At 69.2% G+C, this 17,225-nt stretch carries 20 protein-coding genes and 2 pseudogenes; 8 read left to right on the top strand and 14 right to left on the bottom strand.

Annotated elements, in window-relative coordinates; translation table 11 throughout:
* Positions 1-12 precede the first annotated feature (12 nt).
* From PV343_RS11705 to PV343_RS11685, 5 genes are all read right to left on the bottom strand, one after another.
* Complete coding sequence (locus tag PV343_RS11705; protein WP_319146789.1) at positions 13-630, bottom strand: alkaline shock response membrane anchor protein AmaP; 618 nt, start codon at positions 628-630, stop codon at positions 13-15.
* A 25-nt stretch (positions 631-655) separates the two neighbouring features.
* The gene (locus PV343_RS11700) at positions 656-1,270 is read right to left on the bottom strand and encodes a DUF6286 domain-containing protein (RefSeq protein ID WP_319146788.1); all 615 of its coding nucleotides are present in this window, start codon (positions 1,268-1,270) and stop codon (positions 656-658) included.
* Positions 1,271-1,313: 43 nt separating this feature from the next.
* Positions 1,314-1,496 carry a hypothetical protein gene (locus tag PV343_RS11695; protein WP_319146787.1) on the bottom strand — a complete coding sequence of 61 codons (183 nt, stop codon included), beginning with the start codon at positions 1,494-1,496 and terminating at the stop codon, positions 1,314-1,316.
* A gap of 227 nt (positions 1,497-1,723) precedes the next feature.
* Positions 1,724-1,891 (bottom strand): hypothetical protein, encoded by a 168-nt coding sequence (locus PV343_RS11690; RefSeq protein ID WP_319146786.1) that lies wholly within the window; start codon positions 1,889-1,891, stop codon positions 1,724-1,726.
* 84 nt (positions 1,892-1,975) lie between these two features.
* Positions 1,976-2,461: an Asp23/Gls24 family envelope stress response protein gene (locus PV343_RS11685; RefSeq protein ID WP_319146896.1), complete on the bottom strand. Its 486-nt coding sequence runs from the start codon at positions 2,459-2,461 to the stop codon at positions 1,976-1,978.
* A 158-nt stretch (positions 2,462-2,619) separates the two neighbouring features.
* Between PV343_RS11685 and PV343_RS11680 the strand changes: the two genes are divergently transcribed.
* The 3 genes from PV343_RS11680 (at position 2,620) to PV343_RS11670 (ending at position 4,605) form a co-directional block, all read left to right on the top strand.
* A complete protein-coding gene (locus tag PV343_RS11680; RefSeq protein ID WP_319146785.1) occupies positions 2,620-3,195 on the top strand; it encodes an RNA polymerase sigma factor in 576 nt (191 codons plus the stop codon).
* Positions 3,186-3,815 (top strand): hypothetical protein, encoded by a 630-nt coding sequence (locus tag PV343_RS11675; RefSeq protein ID WP_319146784.1) that lies wholly within the window; start codon positions 3,186-3,188, stop codon positions 3,813-3,815. Before PV343_RS11680 ends, PV343_RS11675 begins: the two co-directional genes overlap by 10 nt.
* A gap of 619 nt (positions 3,816-4,434) precedes the next feature.
* On the top strand, positions 4,435-4,605 hold the full coding sequence (locus tag PV343_RS11670; RefSeq protein ID WP_011113206.1) for a DUF5670 family protein: 171 nt from the start codon (positions 4,435-4,437) through the stop codon (positions 4,603-4,605).
* A 245-nt stretch (positions 4,606-4,850) separates the two neighbouring features.
* On the opposite strand, the gene PV343_RS11665 is transcribed toward PV343_RS11670, so the two are convergent.
* Entirely contained in the window at positions 4,851-5,237 is a 387-nt protein-coding gene (locus tag PV343_RS11665; protein ID WP_319146783.1) for an SRPBCC family protein, read from the bottom strand.
* A gap of 206 nt (positions 5,238-5,443) precedes the next feature.
* Positions 5,444-5,821, bottom strand: a complete 378-nt coding sequence (locus PV343_RS11660) for an STAS domain-containing protein (RefSeq protein WP_319146782.1) — start codon at positions 5,819-5,821, stop codon at positions 5,444-5,446.
* A 222-nt stretch (positions 5,822-6,043) separates the two neighbouring features.
* On the opposite strand from PV343_RS11660, the gene PV343_RS11655 reads away from it, so the two are divergent.
* Complete coding sequence (locus tag PV343_RS11655) at positions 6,044-6,472, top strand: ATP-binding protein (protein ID WP_319146895.1); 429 nt, start codon at positions 6,044-6,046, stop codon at positions 6,470-6,472.
* 174 nt (positions 6,473-6,646) lie between these two features.
* Here the strand turns inward: PV343_RS11655 and PV343_RS11650 are convergent.
* The 3 genes and pseudogenes from PV343_RS11650 to PV343_RS11640 all read right to left on the bottom strand — a co-directional run bounded on the left by PV343_RS11650 (position 6,647) and on the right by PV343_RS11640 (position 8,840).
* A pseudogene (locus tag PV343_RS11650) lies at positions 6,647-6,837 on the bottom strand (hypothetical protein).
* A 309-nt stretch (positions 6,838-7,146) separates the two neighbouring features.
* Entirely contained in the window at positions 7,147-8,067 is a 921-nt protein-coding gene (locus tag PV343_RS11645) for an NADP-dependent oxidoreductase (protein WP_319146781.1), read from the bottom strand.
* 134 nt (positions 8,068-8,201) lie between these two features.
* Positions 8,202-8,840: an HD domain-containing protein gene (locus PV343_RS11640; protein WP_319146779.1), complete on the bottom strand. Its 639-nt coding sequence runs from the start codon at positions 8,838-8,840 to the stop codon at positions 8,202-8,204.
* A gap of 135 nt (positions 8,841-8,975) precedes the next feature.
* Here PV343_RS11640 and PV343_RS11635 point away from each other — a divergent pair, with 135 nt between their 5' ends.
* On the top strand, positions 8,976-9,950 hold the full coding sequence (locus PV343_RS11635) for a GlxA family transcriptional regulator (RefSeq protein WP_319146777.1): 975 nt from the start codon (positions 8,976-8,978) through the stop codon (positions 9,948-9,950).
* 187 nt (positions 9,951-10,137) lie between these two features.
* Here the strand turns inward: PV343_RS11635 and PV343_RS11630 are convergent, their stop codons facing one another.
* Positions 10,138-11,871, bottom strand: a complete 1,734-nt coding sequence (locus PV343_RS11630; protein WP_415923486.1) for a SpoIIE family protein phosphatase — start codon at positions 11,869-11,871, stop codon at positions 10,138-10,140.
* A 281-nt stretch (positions 11,872-12,152) separates the two neighbouring features.
* On the opposite strand from PV343_RS11630, the gene PV343_RS11625 reads away from it, so the two are divergent.
* Positions 12,153-12,617: an ATP-binding protein gene (locus PV343_RS11625; protein WP_319146776.1), complete on the top strand. Its 465-nt coding sequence runs from the start codon at positions 12,153-12,155 to the stop codon at positions 12,615-12,617.
* A 31-nt stretch (positions 12,618-12,648) separates the two neighbouring features.
* Here PV343_RS11625 and PV343_RS11620 read toward each other — a convergent pair whose 3' ends face one another.
* Positions 12,649-13,632, bottom strand: coding sequence for an aldo/keto reductase (locus PV343_RS11620; protein ID WP_319146775.1), 984 nt, complete (start codon positions 13,630-13,632; stop codon positions 12,649-12,651).
* A 113-nt stretch (positions 13,633-13,745) separates the two neighbouring features.
* Between PV343_RS11620 and PV343_RS11615 the strand changes: the two genes are divergently transcribed.
* Positions 13,746-14,324 (top strand): TetR/AcrR family transcriptional regulator, encoded by a 579-nt coding sequence (locus PV343_RS11615; protein ID WP_319146774.1) that lies wholly within the window; start codon positions 13,746-13,748, stop codon positions 14,322-14,324.
* A 568-nt stretch (positions 14,325-14,892) separates the two neighbouring features.
* Here PV343_RS11615 and PV343_RS11610 read toward each other — a convergent pair.
* Positions 14,893-15,135 (bottom strand): annotated as a pseudogene (locus tag PV343_RS11610) (zinc-binding dehydrogenase); the annotation flags it as partial.
* Between the two features lie 467 nt (positions 15,136-15,602).
* On the opposite strand from PV343_RS11610, the gene PV343_RS11605 reads away from it, so the two are divergent.
* Positions 15,603-15,797 carry a hypothetical protein gene (locus PV343_RS11605; protein ID WP_319146773.1) on the top strand — a complete coding sequence of 65 codons (195 nt, stop codon included), beginning with the start codon at positions 15,603-15,605 and terminating at the stop codon, positions 15,795-15,797.
* Positions 15,798-16,128: 331 nt separating this feature from the next.
* On the opposite strand, the gene PV343_RS11600 is transcribed toward PV343_RS11605, so the two are convergent.
* Complete coding sequence (locus PV343_RS11600; RefSeq protein WP_319146772.1) at positions 16,129-17,199, bottom strand: zinc-dependent alcohol dehydrogenase family protein; 1,071 nt, start codon at positions 17,197-17,199, stop codon at positions 16,129-16,131.
* Positions 17,200-17,225 lie beyond the last annotated feature (26 nt).

Genomic DNA, 17,225 nt, shown 5'->3' with positions numbered 1-17,225 from the left:
GCATGCACAGGCCTAGGCCACGCGGTGGGGGTGGTGGTGAGTGACGCGCAGGCGGGTCTCGGCGAAGAGGTCGTCGTGGCCGGTGCTCCGGCGGGCGTTGCGGAGAGGGCCCTCGTCCAGGGCGTGGAGGGTGGCGTCGGGTGCTGTCGCCGGGTGGAGGGTGAGGGTGAGGGCGGCGCGCGGGCGGGCCGGGCGGCCGGTCAGGCGGACCTTCGCCTGGTCGACGCCCGGCAGGGAGCCGGCTTCCTCCGCGATCGCGTCGCTGAGAGCGCCGTGGCTGAGCTCGACGCCTTGAAGGGTGCGGTCTGTACCGAGGGGCACTGATGAGGGACGGTGCCGTCGCAGCTGGGCGAGCAGCCACCACAGCGCGAGCAGGACGACGAGGGTCAAAGCGGCGATGACTGCGGGCCACCACCACCAGCCCTGGCTGCTCCACCGGGCTCGGTCGGCAGAACCGAGAAGGACGTCGCGGGGGCCCGTCAGGGGCCAGCCGGCGGGCGGTGTCAGCTCCAGCCGCCGGTACAGGTCGCACCCGGCGGCGATGATCAGCAGCCCGCCGCCGAGCAGGACCAGACCGGTGACGGCCAGCAGGACGCGGTTGACGCGGTTGAGGACGGGATGCTGCGTCATGGCACGCTCCGGTGCTCAGTGCTCATCAATGGGTCCGCTCTCGTACGCGGACGGCGATCCGCGGGGGACGGGAGAGGGCGAGCCGGTCACGTTCCTCGCCGAGTGCGGCGGTGAGGTCGGTCTTCACCTGCTGCGGGTCGCGGAAGTGGACATCGGCGCGTGCCAGGATGCGGCGGCGGCCCATGCGGATGCGCGCGGTGCGGATGCCGGGCACCCGCAGGGCTGCGTCGCGCAGAAGAACGGCGGCGCTGGCACGGTCCAGTTGCGCCCGCACCTTCGCCGGGGACCGCATCGGCATCAGGCGCCGCAGACCCGGGGTGAGCGCCAGAACGACGAGCCACCCGCCGACGACGACCGCGAGGGCCGCTCCGGTCAGCATCCACACATCATCCACGGGTCGGCTGGCCAGGGCGTCGGCCACCTCCTGCCGCCAGGCCGCTGCCCGGCGTCCCGCCCGCACGGCGACGACATCGATCAGTGCCGCACCTGCCAGCACCCCGATCACACACGCGGCCACCGCGGCCGGGACCCGGCGCGCGGACCACAGGCGGTGGGTGGTGCGCCAGTTGTCCGAACCGGCTGGTTCCTTGTCCGGTGACGGCGCGTGGCCGTCAGCTCGCAGAGGGCCTGGGTCGTGCATATGCCGCTCCTTCGGCCGACGCCGTGCGACGAGCCGGTCGTCTCTACCGGACCCGTGTCCGGTGCGGGCCGGCGGCGGTCACCAGCCGCCGGACGGTGAGGGCGACCTCGTCCACGCGCATCCCGGTCAGCTGGGCCACTCGGTCGGCGACGTCGTGCTGGATCTGTTCGCAGACGGGAGCGAGGTCGCTGGGATAGGGCAGGTCCACAGCCAGGTGGAGGCGCACGGATCCGGCGTGTCCCACAGCGGAGGCGCTCGGCGCCGCCGCCCCTGCGTCACGGTCAGGCGGTATGGCCGCACGGTGCCGCTGCGCCACGCGGCCGGCCTCAGCGGCGATCCGCGCCACGACCTTGTCCGGGATGACGGTGGCACCCCGTTCGGCCGGCGGCGGGAGAGCGACGGGAGGCGGGGGGCCGGCTCGAACTCCTGGAACGGCGGATTCGCGCGGGGCCTTCACCGCGGCCTCCGCGTGCGCAGGTCCAGGTCGCCCTGCAGGACCAGGCCGGCGATCAGACCGGCTGCGCCCAGGACCAGAACCAGCAGGAAGGCCCAGAAACCGCCGAAGTATCCGGCGAAGCCCAGCGCCATGCCGGCGGCGAGGCCCGTGGTGGCTGTGTTCATGACTCACTCATCCATCTCTGGCGCGCGGTTCCCTTGAGATGACCATCGAGCGCCATGGGGCGGCAGACGATCACCCGGATCGGGTCACCTCACGCGCCCCTCCTGGCCGTCGTCGGAGTCCTCTTCCTCCGCGGGCAGGTGGACATCGTCGACGGTGATGTTCACCTCGACGACCTCCAGCCCTGTCATCCGCTCCACCGCGGTGATCACGTTGGTGCGTACGTCGCCGGCGATGTCGACGATCGAGACGCCGTACTCGACGACGACGTCGAGGTCCACGGCGGCCTGCCTCTCACCGACCTCGACCTTCACGCCTTGGGTGACCCCGCCGCCCGTGCCGGGGACCCGCTCGCGCATCGCGCCGAGCGCCCGGGCCATCCCGCCCCCGAGCTTGTGAATGCCCAGGACTTCGCGTGCGGCCATGCCGGCGATTTTGGCCACCACGCCGTCCGCGACGGTGGTCTTGCCCCGCGTCTCCGCCGGAGCACCCGCTCCGGTCCTGCCCTGCAACACGCTTTCGTTTCCACCTGCCCGGGCGCCTTGGCCGGTGGTGATGCTGTTGTCCGTCATGGCGCATCGCCTCGATCGGTCGTCGTGCCTCACGCGAGGCCCGTCAGAGACGTTGGACGTCCCGGCCCGGGCATCCCTCACACCCGGCTGATGTGATGTGCGTCACATTCCATGGGGTGGGTAGGTGACAGTTCTCCCCAGCCGTGAACCGAGGCGGCATGAACGAACGAACCGGTGTTGCACCGCTGGAAAGCGACTTGCCGGACTGGGTGCTGGCCGTACGGGCCGCCGAAGGTGACGAGGACTCTTTCGCCGTCCTCGTGCGCCGGCACAGCCGCCCCCTGCTCACTCTGGCGTATTACACGCTCGGCAACGCCCAGGACGCCGAGGAAGCCGTCCAGGACGCCTTCGTCAGCGCCTGGCGGCGCCTGCCCGACTACCAGCACCGGGCGCAGTTCCCCACCTGGATGTACCGGATCACCGTCAACCGCTGCCTGACCATGCGCCGCAGCCGACGCCCGACCGTCCCGCTGGACGCCACCACCGAGTCGGCGATGGACTGCGCATGGAACTCGCCCGCCCGGGCCGCCGAACAGGATGCCGCTGCGACCGCTCTGACCCGTGCACTGGACGGACTCGATGCCGACCAGCGCGTGTGCTGGATCCTTCGAGAACTGCAAGGCCTCTCCTACGAAGAGATCGCCCAGGTGACCCATACCAGCGAGCCCACCGTGCGCGGCAGACTGTTCAGGGCGCGCCGGTTGCTGAAGGAGGCGATGGCCCCATGGCGGTAGACAACCCCCTCGCGCAGGACGAGGAACTGACCTGCGGCCGGCTGCTCAGCCGGGTATGGGACCAGGCGCTCGAACCGGCACCGGCCGAGGATCCGCACACCATGACGTGCCCCTTCTGCCGCGAGGCCATCGCCTCACTGGCCACGCTCAAGGCGGCGACACGAGCCCTGAGAGGCCGAGCACCCGCTCAGCTGCAGGCACTCACCGGCCGCATCATGAGCGTCATCGGCGCCGAGGTCCGACTCGGACGGATGCTCCCCCTGTCCGACCCGGTCGCGGATCTGCGCATAGCCGAGAGCGCCGCGGCGAAAGTGCTGCGCCAGGCCGCAGACGACGTCCCCGGCGTGCAGGCCGCGACCTGCCGGCTGGCGCCCGCAGGTGACGAAGGCGACGGCGAGGACGACGATCACGGGGCCAGGCGGGTCGCGGTGACGCTGACCTTGGCGGCCGGCCTCGACCGCCCGCTGCCGGACCGCGTTGAGGAGGTCCGCCGATCGGTCATGCGCGCCGCCGAGCACACCATCGGTCTGGAGGTGACGACCGTCGACATCACCGTGATCGACCTTCTGGAGCCCTCCGGCCCCACGGAGCCGGGACGGCACATGCCGGGCGGCACGTGATGGCTGACCCCCGTACCTCTGCTCTCATCACGGCCGTGGCAAGGGCGGCGCTCGCGGTCCCCGGCGTGTCCGGCCTGCAGCCCCGTCTCGCCCACCGCCTCACCCAGGCCGTCCGGCCCGTTCTTCCACAGACGCTCACCGCGCCCACACCCTCGGAGGCAGGCGTTCGTGCCGAGCGTGCTCCGGACGGCTCGGGATGGCACATCGAGGTGCGCTGCCTGGTGGCCCGAGGCAACCGTGTGGTGGATGTCGCCCGCCAGGTCCACGAGCGGGTCCGAACTGCTGCCGTGGCCCACCTCGCCCGACACGGAGCCCTGGAAGCGGTAACCGTCACCGTCACCGTGACCCGTATTGCGGCCCGCCCCCATGAGCGAACGCCCCACAGGCCAGGCCTTCCGTGCCCGCACGAATCCGAGCATGACGAGTGATCAGGAGGTTGGCCATAGCGCGGAACGCGCGCGGAGTCACGCAGGCGGTCTCGCCCAGGCCTTTCACGAGTGGAAACGATGCATGGCGCGCGGCGCTCGCGCCTATGCCCTGTACTCCACCGAAGTAACTCCCACTTTAGGCGCTTGCCGGTCTGAGGTAAGGGCACCTGCTGGCCAGGAGGTTGATAACGATGGTTCCCCTGCTTCTGGTTCTTCTGCTGGCTCTGATCCTCTTCGGTGCGGGTTTCGCGCTGAAGGCGTTGTGGTGGATCGCGGTGATCGTGCTCGTCGTGTGGCTGCTGGGCTTCGTCGTCCGTACGGCGGACAGCGGCGGCCGCAAGGGCCGCTGGTACCGCTGGTAGACGAGGGACGTCGGCGCGAGGAGCGCGTCACGCACGAGACATGAGTGGGGCCCGGCCGGATTCGGTCGGGCCCCACTCATGTAAGAGGGCTCAGTGCTGGGGTAGTTGGGAGGGATCGGGCGTATCGGGCGCACCGCAGGGTACGTGAATGATGCACCGGCCCCGCAGGCCCAGCAGTGGAACCCTGCTCCTCCTGTCTGCGGGGCCGCTGCGCGCCGGACCGCCCCGAGTGGCCGAGGGCGTGGTCAGGGCTGTACCAGGCGGTGCAGAGCGAGTCGGGCGAGGGGTGCGTAGGCGAGCAGTGCGAGCCGCGGGCCGTCCATGGTGAGGCTCGTGGTGCTGCCGCGGCCCTGTGGCCTGACCTCGTGGTGCAGTCTGATCTGGATGCGTCCGAGGCGTACCCGCCACGTCCAGGTGCGGTGGTCGTGGTCGACGGCGTCCACGACGAAGGCGGCACGGATGCCGGCGACTGCTTCGACCGTGCCGCTCATCCCGGGACTCAGGCGGCGGCTCACCGAGTGGACGGCCTTGATCTGTGGGGACCAGGACGCCCACTGGTCGACACTGGCGTAGCGCTGCCAGACCGTCTCGGGGGAGGCGGCGCCGTGGGCGCTCAGGGTCACGCGTGCCATGGCAGACAGCCTTCCGACGGACGCGGCGGCTGTCACGCAGGTTGTGGCAACGGGAGCACAGCCGTCCCATCCAGTCATGCAGGTTCCCGGACCTCCAGGGCTTCATGCCGGGGCCGGCCACCCACGCCCTGCCCTGAAGGGCATGGCACCAGGAGGTCTTTCGCCCAGGAGTCAGCCGCAGCAGGTCGGCCTCGGTCAGGGGGTGGTCAGTTGCCGAGGGCCTGGCGGAGGGTTTCGCGGCAGTCGATGAAGGAGTCGATGCCGACGAGGGTGATGGTGCGCATCACGGGTTCGCTGGTGGCGGCCAGGCGGAGCCAGCCGCCGGCCTCGCTGAGGGTGTTGTGGGCGTTGATGAGGATGTTGATGCCGCTGGAGTCCATGAAGGTGACCTGGCGCATGTCGGCCACGATGCGGGGGCGGGGAGTGCCGGAGACCTGAAGGGCCTGGCGGAGGATGTCGCCGGTGTGGTAATCGATCTCCCCGGACAGGACCAGGACGCGGATGCCGTCGGTGGTGGTGGTCACGACCGTCAGCTGGCCGGCCTGCGCAGCAGATTCGGCCCCTGTCATTTCTCCCTCAGACATGCCGGTGATCCTGGCACACTCGAACCCTCGTGCGTAGTGCCGCCCGGCAGTTACGAGGAAGCGCTGTGGTGTGGCTGATTCAACAGAAGCCCGTGGTGTGATCGACGGCTGTGCGGGTACGTGCGGTTCAATTATGAACAAGGTATGAAGTGGCGGCGTGAAGGCGGCGTGGTGGACACAGATTCGGCGCCGGAAGAGGGCGCGGCGCCGGACCAGCCGGTCATGCAGACCAGCGCCACCCTGGTCGGAGATGGTGCCGACATCGGCAAGGCCCGTCACCTGGCGGCAGCCTTCCTTGCCCGGATCCAGGCCGAGCACGGTCTGCCTGTCTCCCAGCGCGCCATGGACCTGACCCAGCTGGTGGTCAGCGAACTGGTCACCAACGCCCGCAAGTACGCTCCCGGACCGGTCCTGCTGGACCTGAAAATCACCGATGGCACGGTCGAGATCATTGTACGGGATTCCGACCCGGTGTTGCCGATCGCCCGGGCCGCGGACGCCGGCCGGGTCGGCCAGCACGGCCTGGAGATCGTCATGGCCGTCGCCCAGGGCTTCGAAGCGCGACGCGAGCCGGTCGGCAAACGCATCACCGCCCGCCTTGCCCTGGCCGATGACCCCGGCGGCGCCAATGCCGGACGCCGGCCTCTGTGAAGGGAAGCTCGCTTCCCGGTCAGCGGGCGGCTGCCCATCCGATGGACGCCGCTACCAGTCCCGCCACCGGCCGTGCCACCGACACCGTCGGCAGTTGGCCGCCCATCCTCATCTCGTACGGGGCTGGCAACCCTTCTGCGTGCGCACCACCTCGATGGCCCCCTGACCATGACCCTATTCGTAGGTGGACAGGGCCAGGCCGAGGCCGAAGAAGGTGGGGGCCCATTCCCCGACGAAGATGCCCCACCGGTCGGCGCGCTCCTCGCCTTTCTTCTCCACCTGACGGACAGGCCGATGGAGACGAAGGCGGCGGCGTAGGCGTGCTCGGCTCGGATGCCGGACTCGTGCAGCTTCTTGACGATCATCGCAGGTTCGCTCCCAGGCTCAGCTGAAGTGACAGTTCAGCCTCACCGCACCCGGCCGGAACCGGCGAGTGCTGGGGACCGATTGGCCCACTCAGCGCACTCCCGACCGGACATCAATGTAGGGGAGTGGATCCGACCTGCCGGGGCCCACCCCGGCTGCGGGTCGCCAGCGCCGCTGCCAAGGCCTCCCCGGCATGCACAGCAGGTCCGGGCCGGCGGACATTCTCCGGCGCCCCCGGCCGGGCCGTCGTAGCGGCTGTGGCCGCTACCGGCTTGCACGCGCGTCTAGCCACCGGCGGCAACGCACGCTCAGTCCTCGGCGACACGGATGATCGTGCGGCCGGGGACGCGCTCCGTGGAGGTGAGGGCGTCGGGCGCCTCGGCGAGGGTCCGGACCGCTCCGACCCGGACTCTCAACCGGTCGTCCCGCAGACGTGTGGCCAGGTCGGCGAGGCGGTCGCGGTCCGGTTCCACGACGAAGAAGAGAGCCCGCCCGTCGTCCGGGCGCACCGAGGGCGGGTGGGCGATGGTGACGAGCGTGCCGCCGGCGCGTACGAGGGCGGCCGAGCGGTCGAGGATATCGCCGCCGATCACGTCGAACACGACGTCTACGGGGCCGGCCTCCTCCCAACGGTCGGCCTTCAGGTCGAGGAACGCGTGCGCGCCCAGGTCGAGCACGGTGTCCCGGTCGGTGGAGCGACCCGTGCCGATCACGCGGGCTCCCGCTTCTCGGGCGAGCTGGACGGCGATCGAGCCGACGGCGCCTGCGGCGCCGTGGATGAGGACGGTCTGACCGGCGGTGAGGCGGCCATGGTCGAACAGGGCCTGCCAGGCGGTCAGGCCGGAGACCGGCACCGCTGCCGCCACCGCGTGGTCGATGTCGGCGGGCAGCGGTGCGAGGTTCCGGGCTTCCACGGCGACGTACTCGGCGAGCGCGCCGTCGCGGGTCCAGTCGGTGAGTCCGAAGACCCGCTGACCGACGGTGAGGCCGGTCGTTCCGTAGCCGAGTTCCGTCACTACCCCCGAGACCTCGTGACCCGGCACGCTCGGCGTGCGATCACGACCGGAACGATCCGTCCAGGTCGCGGGCCAGTCGAGCTCCCCGCGAGTGAAACCGGCGGCGTGCACCCGCAGGACGACGTCGTTCTCGGCGGCGTGGGGAGGCGCGAGGTCCTCGAGGGTGAGCCCCGCCAATCCCGCCTCGCGGTCTCGGACAGTGATAGCTCGCACGAGCGGTCCCTTCCTGCTCGGGGATTGTTTCTAAGGGCGGAATACATGCGGTCATGTGGGGGGCGAATATCTGGTGCGAGCACCCGAAAGAACGGGATCCGTTCGCAACAGCGTGATCGCGGGCCGCCAGACCGTCATCGCGGCCACGGAGAGTCCATGATCCGCTGCACCATGGACGCACGGCGGAAACCAGGAACGAAGTGTTCGAGGACGTCCGCGTTGACCGTTCCGTAGGTCGTGTCGGGCCGGTCCCTGAGGCCGTCGACGAACATCTGCAGGAATTCCTTCTTGAAATCGCCGCGCGGATGAGCGGCGACGATCTCGTCCAGCCGGTCGCTCTCCAACTTCTCCAGCCCCCAACCGACCGCGTCGGTCAGCACACCGTAGTTCGTGGCCGCGACCTCCGGTTCCATGCGGCCAGGGATCCCGGGCGTGGTGTGAAGAGCGATGGCCCGCCACACCACGTCGGCGGCCTTCTCGGAGAACCCCCGGTCGAGCAGGAATTGCCGAGCGTGGTCGGCGCCGTCCAGTTCGAAGCGCTGCTGCGTTCCGGAGTACGGGAGCACAAGACCCGCGTCATGAAACATCGCCGATACGTAGAGCAGTTCGGGATCGGGTCGCAGACCGAATGCGGGCGCATGGAGCGCAGCGAAGAGGAATACCCGACGGGAATGGTGGAAGATCAACGGGCTGGTCCGGTCCCGAATGAATTCCGTGGCCTCCGCGACAGCCGACGTCTCGGGTATTTCCACGCCTGCGATGATGTCCGTCATGGTCTCTGTGCGCTCCGATGCGATCTGTCACGAGAGGACTGTGCGTCCGTCCTCCACGGTGCCGACCACACGGTCCCCGGCGCCGCCTCGGTCCGGCCATGAACCACTCGAATCCAGTCATCCCAGGATGGGCCAGTGAACTCCCGCGTGCATCGGGTGGCGATCCTCGTCTACGACGGCGTGAAGCTACTGGACGTCGCCGGCCCCGCCGAGGTCTTCGGGGAGGCGAATCTGCTCGGCACCGACTACCGGCTCTCCCTGGTGTCGACGACGGGCGCCGAGGTCACCTCCTCGATCGGACTGCGGATCGCCGTGGACGGCAGTGCCGCCGCACAGCCGGACCCCGACACGTTCCTGATGCCAGGTGGTGACGTCCACCCCAGGACCCCCGTCCCGCGTGACCTGGCCGAAGCGGCGAAGAACCTCGCGACCCGGGCCGACCGGATCGCCTCCGTGTGCTCCGGCGCCTTCGTCCTCGGCGCCTCAGGTCTCCTGGACGGCAAACGGGCGACCACCCACTGGAAGATCACGGGCGAGCTCGCCGCCCGGCACCCTAAGACTCACGTCGAGCCCGACGCCATCTACGTACGCGACGGCACGACCTACACATCAGCGGGTGTCACAGCGGGCATCGACCTCGCGCTCGCCCTCCTCGAAGAGGACCATGGCCCCGACATGAGCCGACAGGTGGCCCGTTCCCTGGTGGTCTACCTGCAACGCGCGGGCGGACAGTCGCAGTTCTCCGCGCCACTGCAGGGCCCACCACCCCGCACTCCCGCTCTGCGTCGGGTCGTCGACCTCATCACGGCGGATCCCGTCGGTGACTACTCCCTGGCCGAACTCGCCCGGCGGCTCAACGTCAGCACACGACACCTGACCAGGCTGTTCCGGGAAGAACTGGGCACCACGCCGGCCCGGTACGTCGAGTCGATCCGCTTCGGCGTCGCGAAATCGCTGCTCGACCAGGGGTACTCCGCGACGCAGACAGCGGCCATGTCCGGGTTTCCCAGTTATGAGAGCCTGCGCCGCGTCTTCGCCCGGGAGTTGTCCCTCAGCCCAGCGGCCTATCAGCGTCGGTTCGCAACCGCCCGGCGCGAGTCGTCCCAGTGATCTCGCAGACCACCCCACGGCACGCGAGCATCAGGGCGGCCGTCGAACGACCACTCTACGTTCCCGAACTCCTCCGATGTCCTGTATCTGATCCAGTGCCCGACGAAGTCCCGCGCAGGCAGCCGGGCACGGCGTAGGGCTTTCGGTTGGCCGCTGGGAACCGCGTCCGGCGCTGATGGTTCGCCGCTCAGCGGGCCGGCCGGGTGCGGTGGCTCGAGGGGGTGCGCAGGGCGAGGAGGGCGACGTCGTCGAGGCCGGGTGGCTGGACGCGGTGCAGGAGTTGGTCGGTGAAGGAGGTCAGGGGGCGGTGGGCGAGGGCGGCGGCGTGCTGGCGTAGCCGGGTAAGGCCGTCGTCGAGGGTGTGGCCGGGCTTTTCGATCAGGCCGTCGGTGTACAGCAGGAGGGTGCAGCCCGGTGGCAGCATGACGGTGGCGTCGGCGCGGGGGATGCGGGCGCCGGTGCCGAGCAGGAGGCCGTGGCCGTCGGTGAGGTAGTGGGCCAGTCCGTCCCGTGTGATGAGCAGGGGTGGAGGGTGGCCGGCGTTGGTCCAGGACAGCTGCCAGTGACCGTCACCGTGCTGGGTTACCCGGGCGAGGACGAGGGTGGCCATGGTCACGTCGGTGATCGGCATGATCGCCTCGTCCAGGCGTGCGACGACCCGGCTGGGGGACTGCAGCTGGGACCAGGCGTAGGCGCGGAGCATGTTGCGCAGCTGGGCCATGCCGGCGGCGGCCTCGAGGTCGTGTCCGGCCACGTCCCCGACGGCGAGCGCGGTGGCGCCGTCGGGCAGGGTGAAGGCGTCGTACCAGTCGCCGCCGACCTGTGAGGCGTCGGGGGCGGGCAGGTAGCGGACGGTCATCTGCAGGCCGGGCACGTGCGGCATCTGGGGCAGCAGGTGGTTCTGCATGGTCTCGGCGACCTTGCGCTGGCGCTGGTAGAGGTGGGCGTTGTCCAGGGCCACGGCCGCTCGGCGGGCGATGTCTTCCACCAGCGGCAGGTCGTCGACGGTGAAGGCGCCGGGATGGCTGGCGCGGCCGAGGGTGAGAGCTCCCAGGACGTCGCGAGGGCTGCGGATGGGGACGATGGCCGCGGAGCGGATGCCGGTGGTCTCGAACAGACGGTGCTGCTCGGCCGTGATGCCGGAGTCCGGGGCGCCCTGGTAGGTCTCCGGGCCGGCCAGAGCGGAGGCGACACCGCGCAGCGCCCTGGCCAGGGGCATGGGTGACTCCTCCGGGATCGGCGGCATCGGCCCTTCGAGCTTCTCGTGAGGGACCAGGGCGTCACCGTCGGCCTGGACCACGGCCGCGCGCCGCACCTCATCGCGCTCGGTGATCAGGTCGATCACGGCCCAGTCCGCCAGGCGTGGCAGGACCAGGCCCACCAGCCGCCGCAGCACCTCCTCGGCGTCGAGCGTGGATGTCAGCTGCGTCGTGGTCTCGGCCAGCAGAGCAAGACGCTCGAAGTCGGTCAGTGTCCCGGCGGCCCGATGCGGCCGGGGTCCGAGGGCAGGGGCGTGCCCGCGGAGGTGGAAGACGACGAGCGTGCCTGAGCGTGTCCCGCCGATGCGGTAGGGCGTGACCGTCCAGGAGATGGGGAGCAGCGAGCCGTCGGCGCGTTCGAAATACTCGTCGCCCCCCTGGGCCGGTTTCCCGGCGCGGAAGGCCTGCCGCATGCTGCACTGCGTCGGGGGCGGCTGCTGCCCCTTGCATCCGCGGTGCAGCAGGTCGTGAGCGTCCTGCCCCACGAGTTCGTCGGCGGGGCGGTCCAGCAAGTCTTCGACGCTGCTGTTGGCGGCGATGATACGGCCCTGCTCGTCCACGACGTAGGCGCACGTCCCGATGGCCTCCAGCGCCGGTATGAGGTGAGCACAGGGCACTGCTGCAGACTGCTCCTGCCCGGTCTGCGTGCTCTGTCGTCCCACCTTGCCTCGCCTCCTCCAGATGCATGCTGTAACTCCGTCCCCAGCCCCCGAGGTGGGAGGGGCCGCCGCCCGTCCGCAGCACTCTCACCGATTATTCCCGCATCTGCTGAGCGGGCGGGGCAGACAGACAGTGACCGGTACGACTGCCCCTCAGGGGGGCGGCGGAGCTTCGAGCAGTGCCTCCCGTAGGGCCGGCTCGGGCTCGGGCTGGTGTTTGCAACCGGATGGCCCTGTCACTCGTGTATGCACGGCTGGAGTGGTACCCGCCGAGGAGACGGCGCATGGAGGGACGAGCCGAGGTGGCACAGCGGATCGACAGGCCGGAGGGCGATTGTCGCGGCGAGCCGGACCCCGAGGCGTCGTTTGCCTTGTCCGGTGAAGGGTCGTGCATCGCCGAAGCACGCCATCGGGCCACTGCCTTCCTCACCCAGCACGAGTGTGGGCACCGGTGGAGGATGCCGGATCGTGTCGTGGGCCTGACGGAGCTGGTGGTCAGTGAGCTGGTGACGAACGCCTGCAAGTACGCCCCCGGCCCCATCCTGCTGCGCCTGCGTCTGGCCGGGGAAGCGCTGGAGGTGGAGGTGTGGGACAGCGGCCCGTTCCTGCCGGCGGCGAGCGATGCAGACCCTGAGCGAGTAGGCCGTCACGGCCTGGAGGTCGTCAAAGCCGTAGCGGCCGATCTCGTCGTCCTGCGCGAGAAGGTCGGCAAGCGCATCACCGCACGCATCCTCCTCACCCCCGCCTGAGATCAGACGTTCATCGGTGTGTCGGGGGGCCTCAGCCCTTGAGGGTCTGCATCAGCTCGGGGGCGTACCGGTCACCGGAGACGATTCCGTGGGGAGCGGCTGCGTCTAGGGCGGCCAGGTCCCGTTCGGTCATCGTGACGGTGGCGGCGGCGATGTTCTCTTCCAGGTAGCGGCGGCGCTTGGTTCCGGGGATGGCGACCGCGCCCTGGTGCAGGACCCAGGCGAGGGCCAGCTGGGAGGGTGTGACGTCTCGGTCGGCGGCGATGCGGCGGACCTCGTCGACCACGGCCAGGTTGCGTCCGAAGTTCTCGCCCTGGAAACGCGGATCGGTGCGGCGGTAGTCGTCGGCGGCGAAGTCCTCCGGGCTGGTGATCGCACCGGACAGAAAGCCGCGTCCGAGCGGCGCGTAGGCGACCAGGCCGATCCCGAGTTCGTTCAGGGTGGCCAAGACTCCGTCGATTTCGATGCCGCGCTCGAAGAGCGAGTACTCGGTCTGGACCGCGGTCAGCGGGTGGACGGAGTGGGCGCGGCGGATGGTCTGCGGAGCGGCCTCGGACAGGCCGATATGGCGGACCTTGCCGGCTTCCACCAGCTCACCCATGGCGCCGATGGTCTCCTCGATCGGAACCTGCGGGTCGACTCGGTGCAGATAGTAGAGGTCGACACGGTCGGTGTTCAGGTGACGCAGGGAGCGGTCCAGGGAGCGGCGGATGTAGTCGGGGCGCCCGTTGTGGCCGACCAGAGTGCCGTCGTCGGTGAACTCGATGCCCGTCTTGGTGGCGACGACGGCCTGTTCCCGTCGTCCGACGAGGGCTTTGGCGAGGAGTTGCTCGTTGATGAACGGACCGTAGCTCTCGGCGGTGTCGAGCAGGGTCACACCGAGATCCAGGGCGCGGTCAATGGTGGCGAGGGACTCGGCCGTGTCGGTGCTGCCGTAGAAGGCGCTCATGCCCATGCAGCCGAGCCCCTGAGCGGAGACGGTCAGGCCCTGGCTGCCGAGAGTACGGAGTTCCATTCGATCTTCCTTTGGTCGTGCCCATCGGCACATGTAACTAACCGGATAGATAGATAGTGCGCCAGACCTCCAGGGAAGTCAATAACTGGATAGTTACTTGCTAGGGTGGTCACATGCCACGAGACTCCGGCGCGACCAAGGCCCGCTTGCTCGACGCGGCCTTCTCCGAGTTCGCCGCGTACGGCATCGCCGGCGCACGGGTGGACCGCATCGCCGAGGCGGCCAGCGCGAACAAGCGACTGATCTACGTCTACTTCGGGAACAAGGAGCAGCTGTTCGACACGGTGCTCGAACGGGCATTCACCCTGGGCGCGGAGGCAGTGCCCTTCGACGCCGCGAACCTCCCCGAGTACGCGGGAAAGGTCTTCGACCACCTCATCGCCCGCCCCGATCTGGTGCGCCTCCTCACCTGGAAGCAACTGGAGCGCCCCGGCGCCACCGAGCTCGAGACCTCCGCCTACCGCGTGAAGACCGCAGCCGTTGCCAATGCCCAGAACCAGGCGCTGATCGACGACAACCTCGACCCCACCGACCTTCTGGCACTCGTCCTCGCGCTCGCCCAAGCCTGGTTCACTGTGGCAGGCGGCATGGGTCCGAGCGGCCAGAACGATCCCTGGTCGACGCAGCAACTGGCCCAGCACCGCGCCGCCGTCGTCCACGCAGTGCGGCGGATCACCACACCAGGCGGATAGCCCCCTGCGAACTGCGCTAAAGGCCGCTCGCTCCACGGTGTGATGTCCAGGCGCTTAAACAGGACGGCACCGCAGCCACGGACCTGGGCTCGGGGCTGCGGGTCTTGTGGCTCTGCCCGCAACTGAAAGCCGCCCAGTCCACACCGCGGCTCTTCTGAACACCGTGGCGTCGTACGAGGGGCATGCAGCCGGCTCCCTGCCACCGCAAGGAAGAGGCGGGAACCGCGTTGCTGCAAAGCCAGCAGCAGCGAGTCACGGCAGCCAATAGAGGACGTACAGGTGAACGTCTCGCCAGGTCACCGCACACCGCTACGCGGTCTTCCGAACCGGAGCTGGCCATCCACACGCCCACTACCAGGGATAGCCTTTCCCTCCATTCGAAGGTCCCCGGAGGCTCCTCATGCACACCACCGTCTTCCTGCTGCGGAGCGCCCTGGGCCTTGGCGGCGGTCTGGTAGCGGTCTGGGAGCTCACCCGCCAGGCTTCGGGACCCGGCTGGAGGAAGCCGCGGGTCTTCTCTGCGGTGGCGGCTCTGGTGCTCGCTGGGCTTCTCGCCCTCTGAGCGGTCGACGTCGAACACGACGTCTACGGGGCCGGCCTCCTCCCAACGGTCGGCCTTCAGGTCGAGGAACGCGTGCGCGCCCAGGTCGAGCACGGTGTCCCGGTCGGTGGAGCGACCCGTGCCGATCACGCGGGCTCCCGCTTCTCGGGCGAGCTGGACGGCGATCGAGCCGACGGCGCCTGCGGCGCCGTGGATGAGGACGGTCTGACCGGCGGTGAGGCGGCCATGGTCGAACAGGGCCTGCCAGGCGCGTCTTTCGGGGTGATTTTCTGAATACTGTGGCCGAATCTTCATACTCAAATAGATCACAACATATGGGTAAGCTTTGAAACCATTATTCGCGTCGATGTCGGCATCAGCCCTGCCCCTGGAAAAGGAACAGCACTGTGCCATGCCGGCACACTCCGAGTTCAACGTCCCCGCTGCCAGCTCACAGGCCTCCTCGGCTATGCCGACATGCCAGTTCTAGGGCGGTTTGATTGCCGTGCCGGGGCTGTGTCCACCACCGCTTAGACCGCAACGCCGCGATAGATGATATTGGGAATCATTTCCATCATGCGTGGAAAGTGGAGGTCGACACGCAGGCGCATATGTCTTAGGCAAATGCCCTGCCCTATCTAATCTGTGGTGAGTCAAGGCGCGGTCTCGCATGGACTTGACTGAGTCAGTCGGTCAGGCGATGCCTCGCGTCACGCTGCACTGGAAAAGAGATCACTATGGGTGTACCGATCGACGACAACGTGAAGGCTTTCCAGGACAACTGGAGGTTCTGTAATCACTGCTGCTCCCTTTGGTGGAACGGCCGGGCGGACAACGGTGCCTGCCCGTCCTCCAATTCGCCGGACGGCCAGCATCACGGTCAGGGCAGCTGGAACTTCTACCTGCCCGCGAATCCGGATCAGCACATCTGATCTACGGAACGCTCCCCGCGCGCTCGTCATGCCGGTCCAACATTCACGCTGCGCACGCACACACACCTCATGCCCAGCAGTGACAGTCGTTTCCGGTCCGCCGTAGATGCTCTCTTCACTGAGGCCTCCCACTCTGACGGCCCGAGCTGCGGTTCCGTCATCGGTCGGCATTCTGGCCGGTGGCGGGGCCGTCGTTCATGTTCGCCGTGTTCGCCGTGCCCGATGCTGAGACAGTCCGGCTGGGCGGTATGTCCCGTCTGCAGACGGTTCACGGCAGCTCGCAGAGGGGTCGTAGGGCGGCAGCGGGAAGACGGTTGGTCGAGCCGCTTCCTCACCTGTGATGTTCGTCGTGGCTGTCGTCGAGGACGAGGAGTGGCTTGGTGCCGTGGGCGGGTGCTTCGGCGAGCGTGACGGCTTCGGTGAAGTGTTGGAGCGGGAACGGCCGGCCTTGCGGGATGGTCAGCACCTCGTCGGTGACGAGATCGCGCACCTGGGACAGCGCGTGCAGCGCGACATCGGGTGAGGCGGTGCCGAACCAGCGGTTCAGCCAGAAGCCCCGGACCGTCTTGGTCTCGTAGATGACCGAGCGCGCCTGGAGCGGGATCGTCAGTGCGGCCGGGTCGGTCTGCCGATGGGTGGAGAGCGCGCCGTAGACCACGACCTCTCCTCCCGGTGCCAGTGCCTGGGACACCTGGGCACCCACGGGGCCCGCGACACAGTCGAGGGCCTTGCGCACGCCGGCCGGTCCTGTTGTCTCGGCCACCCGCTGCAGCAGGTCCTCGTCCTCGGTGCAGATGACCTCGTCACCGCCGAGCGCCTTGATCTCTTCGACTGCGGTGCGTCGCCGCACGACATTGAGGGTGCGGATGCCGAGATGCCCGCACAGCTGGATGACCAGGCGGCCGACGGTGGAGCCCGCGGCCGTCTGCAGCAGCCATTCGCCGGGCTCACAGTCGAGTTCGCGCGTCACGAGAAGCAGTGCGGTCAGCGGGTTGACGGCGAGCTGGCAGGCGCTGGAGTCGCTCAGAGGGGCGGGGACCGGCAGGAGTCTGTGCGTGTCGGTCACGAGGTACTCCTGCCAGGTGCCGACCGGAGGGGGCCCAGGCACCGCCGGGATCGCGGCGACCACCACCCGCTCGCCGACCTGTGGTCCCTCGGTGTCCGGGCCCAGCGCCTTGACACGGCCCACGCATTCCATGTGACCGCCGACAGCGGGGAAGCCGAGGGAGAAACCGTAGCGGCCACGCAGCACGTGCAGATCACTGGCGTGGATCGGGGTCGCCGTCACACGGACCAGCGCCTGACCGGCTGCCGGTGTGGGAACGGGCCGGGATTCCAGCCGCAGGACATCGGCGGGCTCACCGGCTTTCACGGCCACGAGCGCGCGCATGGATCGAGACATGAGTGACCTCTCGTCTCGCGGCGCCC

The organism is Streptomyces sp. WI03-4A, assembly GCF_033792105.1.
In the GTDB taxonomy this organism is placed as follows: Bacteria; Actinomycetota; Actinomycetes; order Streptomycetales; family Streptomycetaceae; genus Streptomyces; species Streptomyces collinus_A.
The sequence above is the reverse complement of the archived record's forward strand: the minus strand, read 5'-3'. Positions and strand labels throughout refer to the sequence as shown.

Excerpts from the sequence above, each read along its gene's own strand:
- PV343_RS11705 (WP_319146789.1), bottom strand. The coding sequence starts at position 630 with ATGACGCAGCATCCCGTCCTCAACCGCGTCAACCGCGTCCTGCTGGCC.
- PV343_RS11700 (WP_319146788.1), bottom strand. The coding sequence starts at position 1,270 with ATGCACGACCCAGGCCCTCTGCGAGCTGACGGCCACGCGCCGTCACCG.
- PV343_RS11690 (WP_319146786.1), bottom strand. The coding sequence starts at position 1,891 with ATGAACACAGCCACCACGGGCCTCGCCGCCGGCATGGCGCTGGGCTTC.
- PV343_RS11685 (WP_319146896.1), bottom strand. The coding sequence starts at position 2,461 with ATGACGGACAACAGCATCACCACCGGCCAAGGCGCCCGGGCAGGTGGA.
- PV343_RS11680 (WP_319146785.1), top strand. The coding sequence starts at position 2,620 with ATGAACGAACGAACCGGTGTTGCACCGCTGGAAAGCGACTTGCCGGAC.
- PV343_RS11675 (WP_319146784.1), top strand. The coding sequence starts at position 3,186 with ATGGCGGTAGACAACCCCCTCGCGCAGGACGAGGAACTGACCTGCGGC.
- PV343_RS11670 (WP_011113206.1), top strand. The coding sequence starts at position 4,435 with ATGGTTCCCCTGCTTCTGGTTCTTCTGCTGGCTCTGATCCTCTTCGGT.
- PV343_RS11665 (WP_319146783.1), bottom strand. The coding sequence starts at position 5,237 with ATGGCACGCGTGACCCTGAGCGCCCACGGCGCCGCCTCCCCCGAGACG.
- PV343_RS11660 (WP_319146782.1), bottom strand. The coding sequence starts at position 5,821 with ATGTCTGAGGGAGAAATGACAGGGGCCGAATCTGCTGCGCAGGCCGGC.
- PV343_RS11655 (WP_319146895.1), top strand. The coding sequence starts at position 6,044 with ATGCAGACCAGCGCCACCCTGGTCGGAGATGGTGCCGACATCGGCAAG.
- PV343_RS11640 (WP_319146779.1), bottom strand. The coding sequence starts at position 8,840 with ATGACGGACATCATCGCAGGCGTGGAAATACCCGAGACGTCGGCTGTC.
- PV343_RS11625 (WP_319146776.1), top strand. The coding sequence starts at position 12,153 with ATGGAGGGACGAGCCGAGGTGGCACAGCGGATCGACAGGCCGGAGGGC.
- PV343_RS11620 (WP_319146775.1), bottom strand. The coding sequence starts at position 13,632 with ATGGAACTCCGTACTCTCGGCAGCCAGGGCCTGACCGTCTCCGCTCAG.
- PV343_RS11615 (WP_319146774.1), top strand. The coding sequence starts at position 13,746 with ATGCCACGAGACTCCGGCGCGACCAAGGCCCGCTTGCTCGACGCGGCC.
- PV343_RS11605 (WP_319146773.1), top strand. The coding sequence starts at position 15,603 with ATGGGTGTACCGATCGACGACAACGTGAAGGCTTTCCAGGACAACTGG.
- PV343_RS11600 (WP_319146772.1), bottom strand. The coding sequence starts at position 17,199 with ATGTCTCGATCCATGCGCGCGCTCGTGGCCGTGAAAGCCGGTGAGCCC.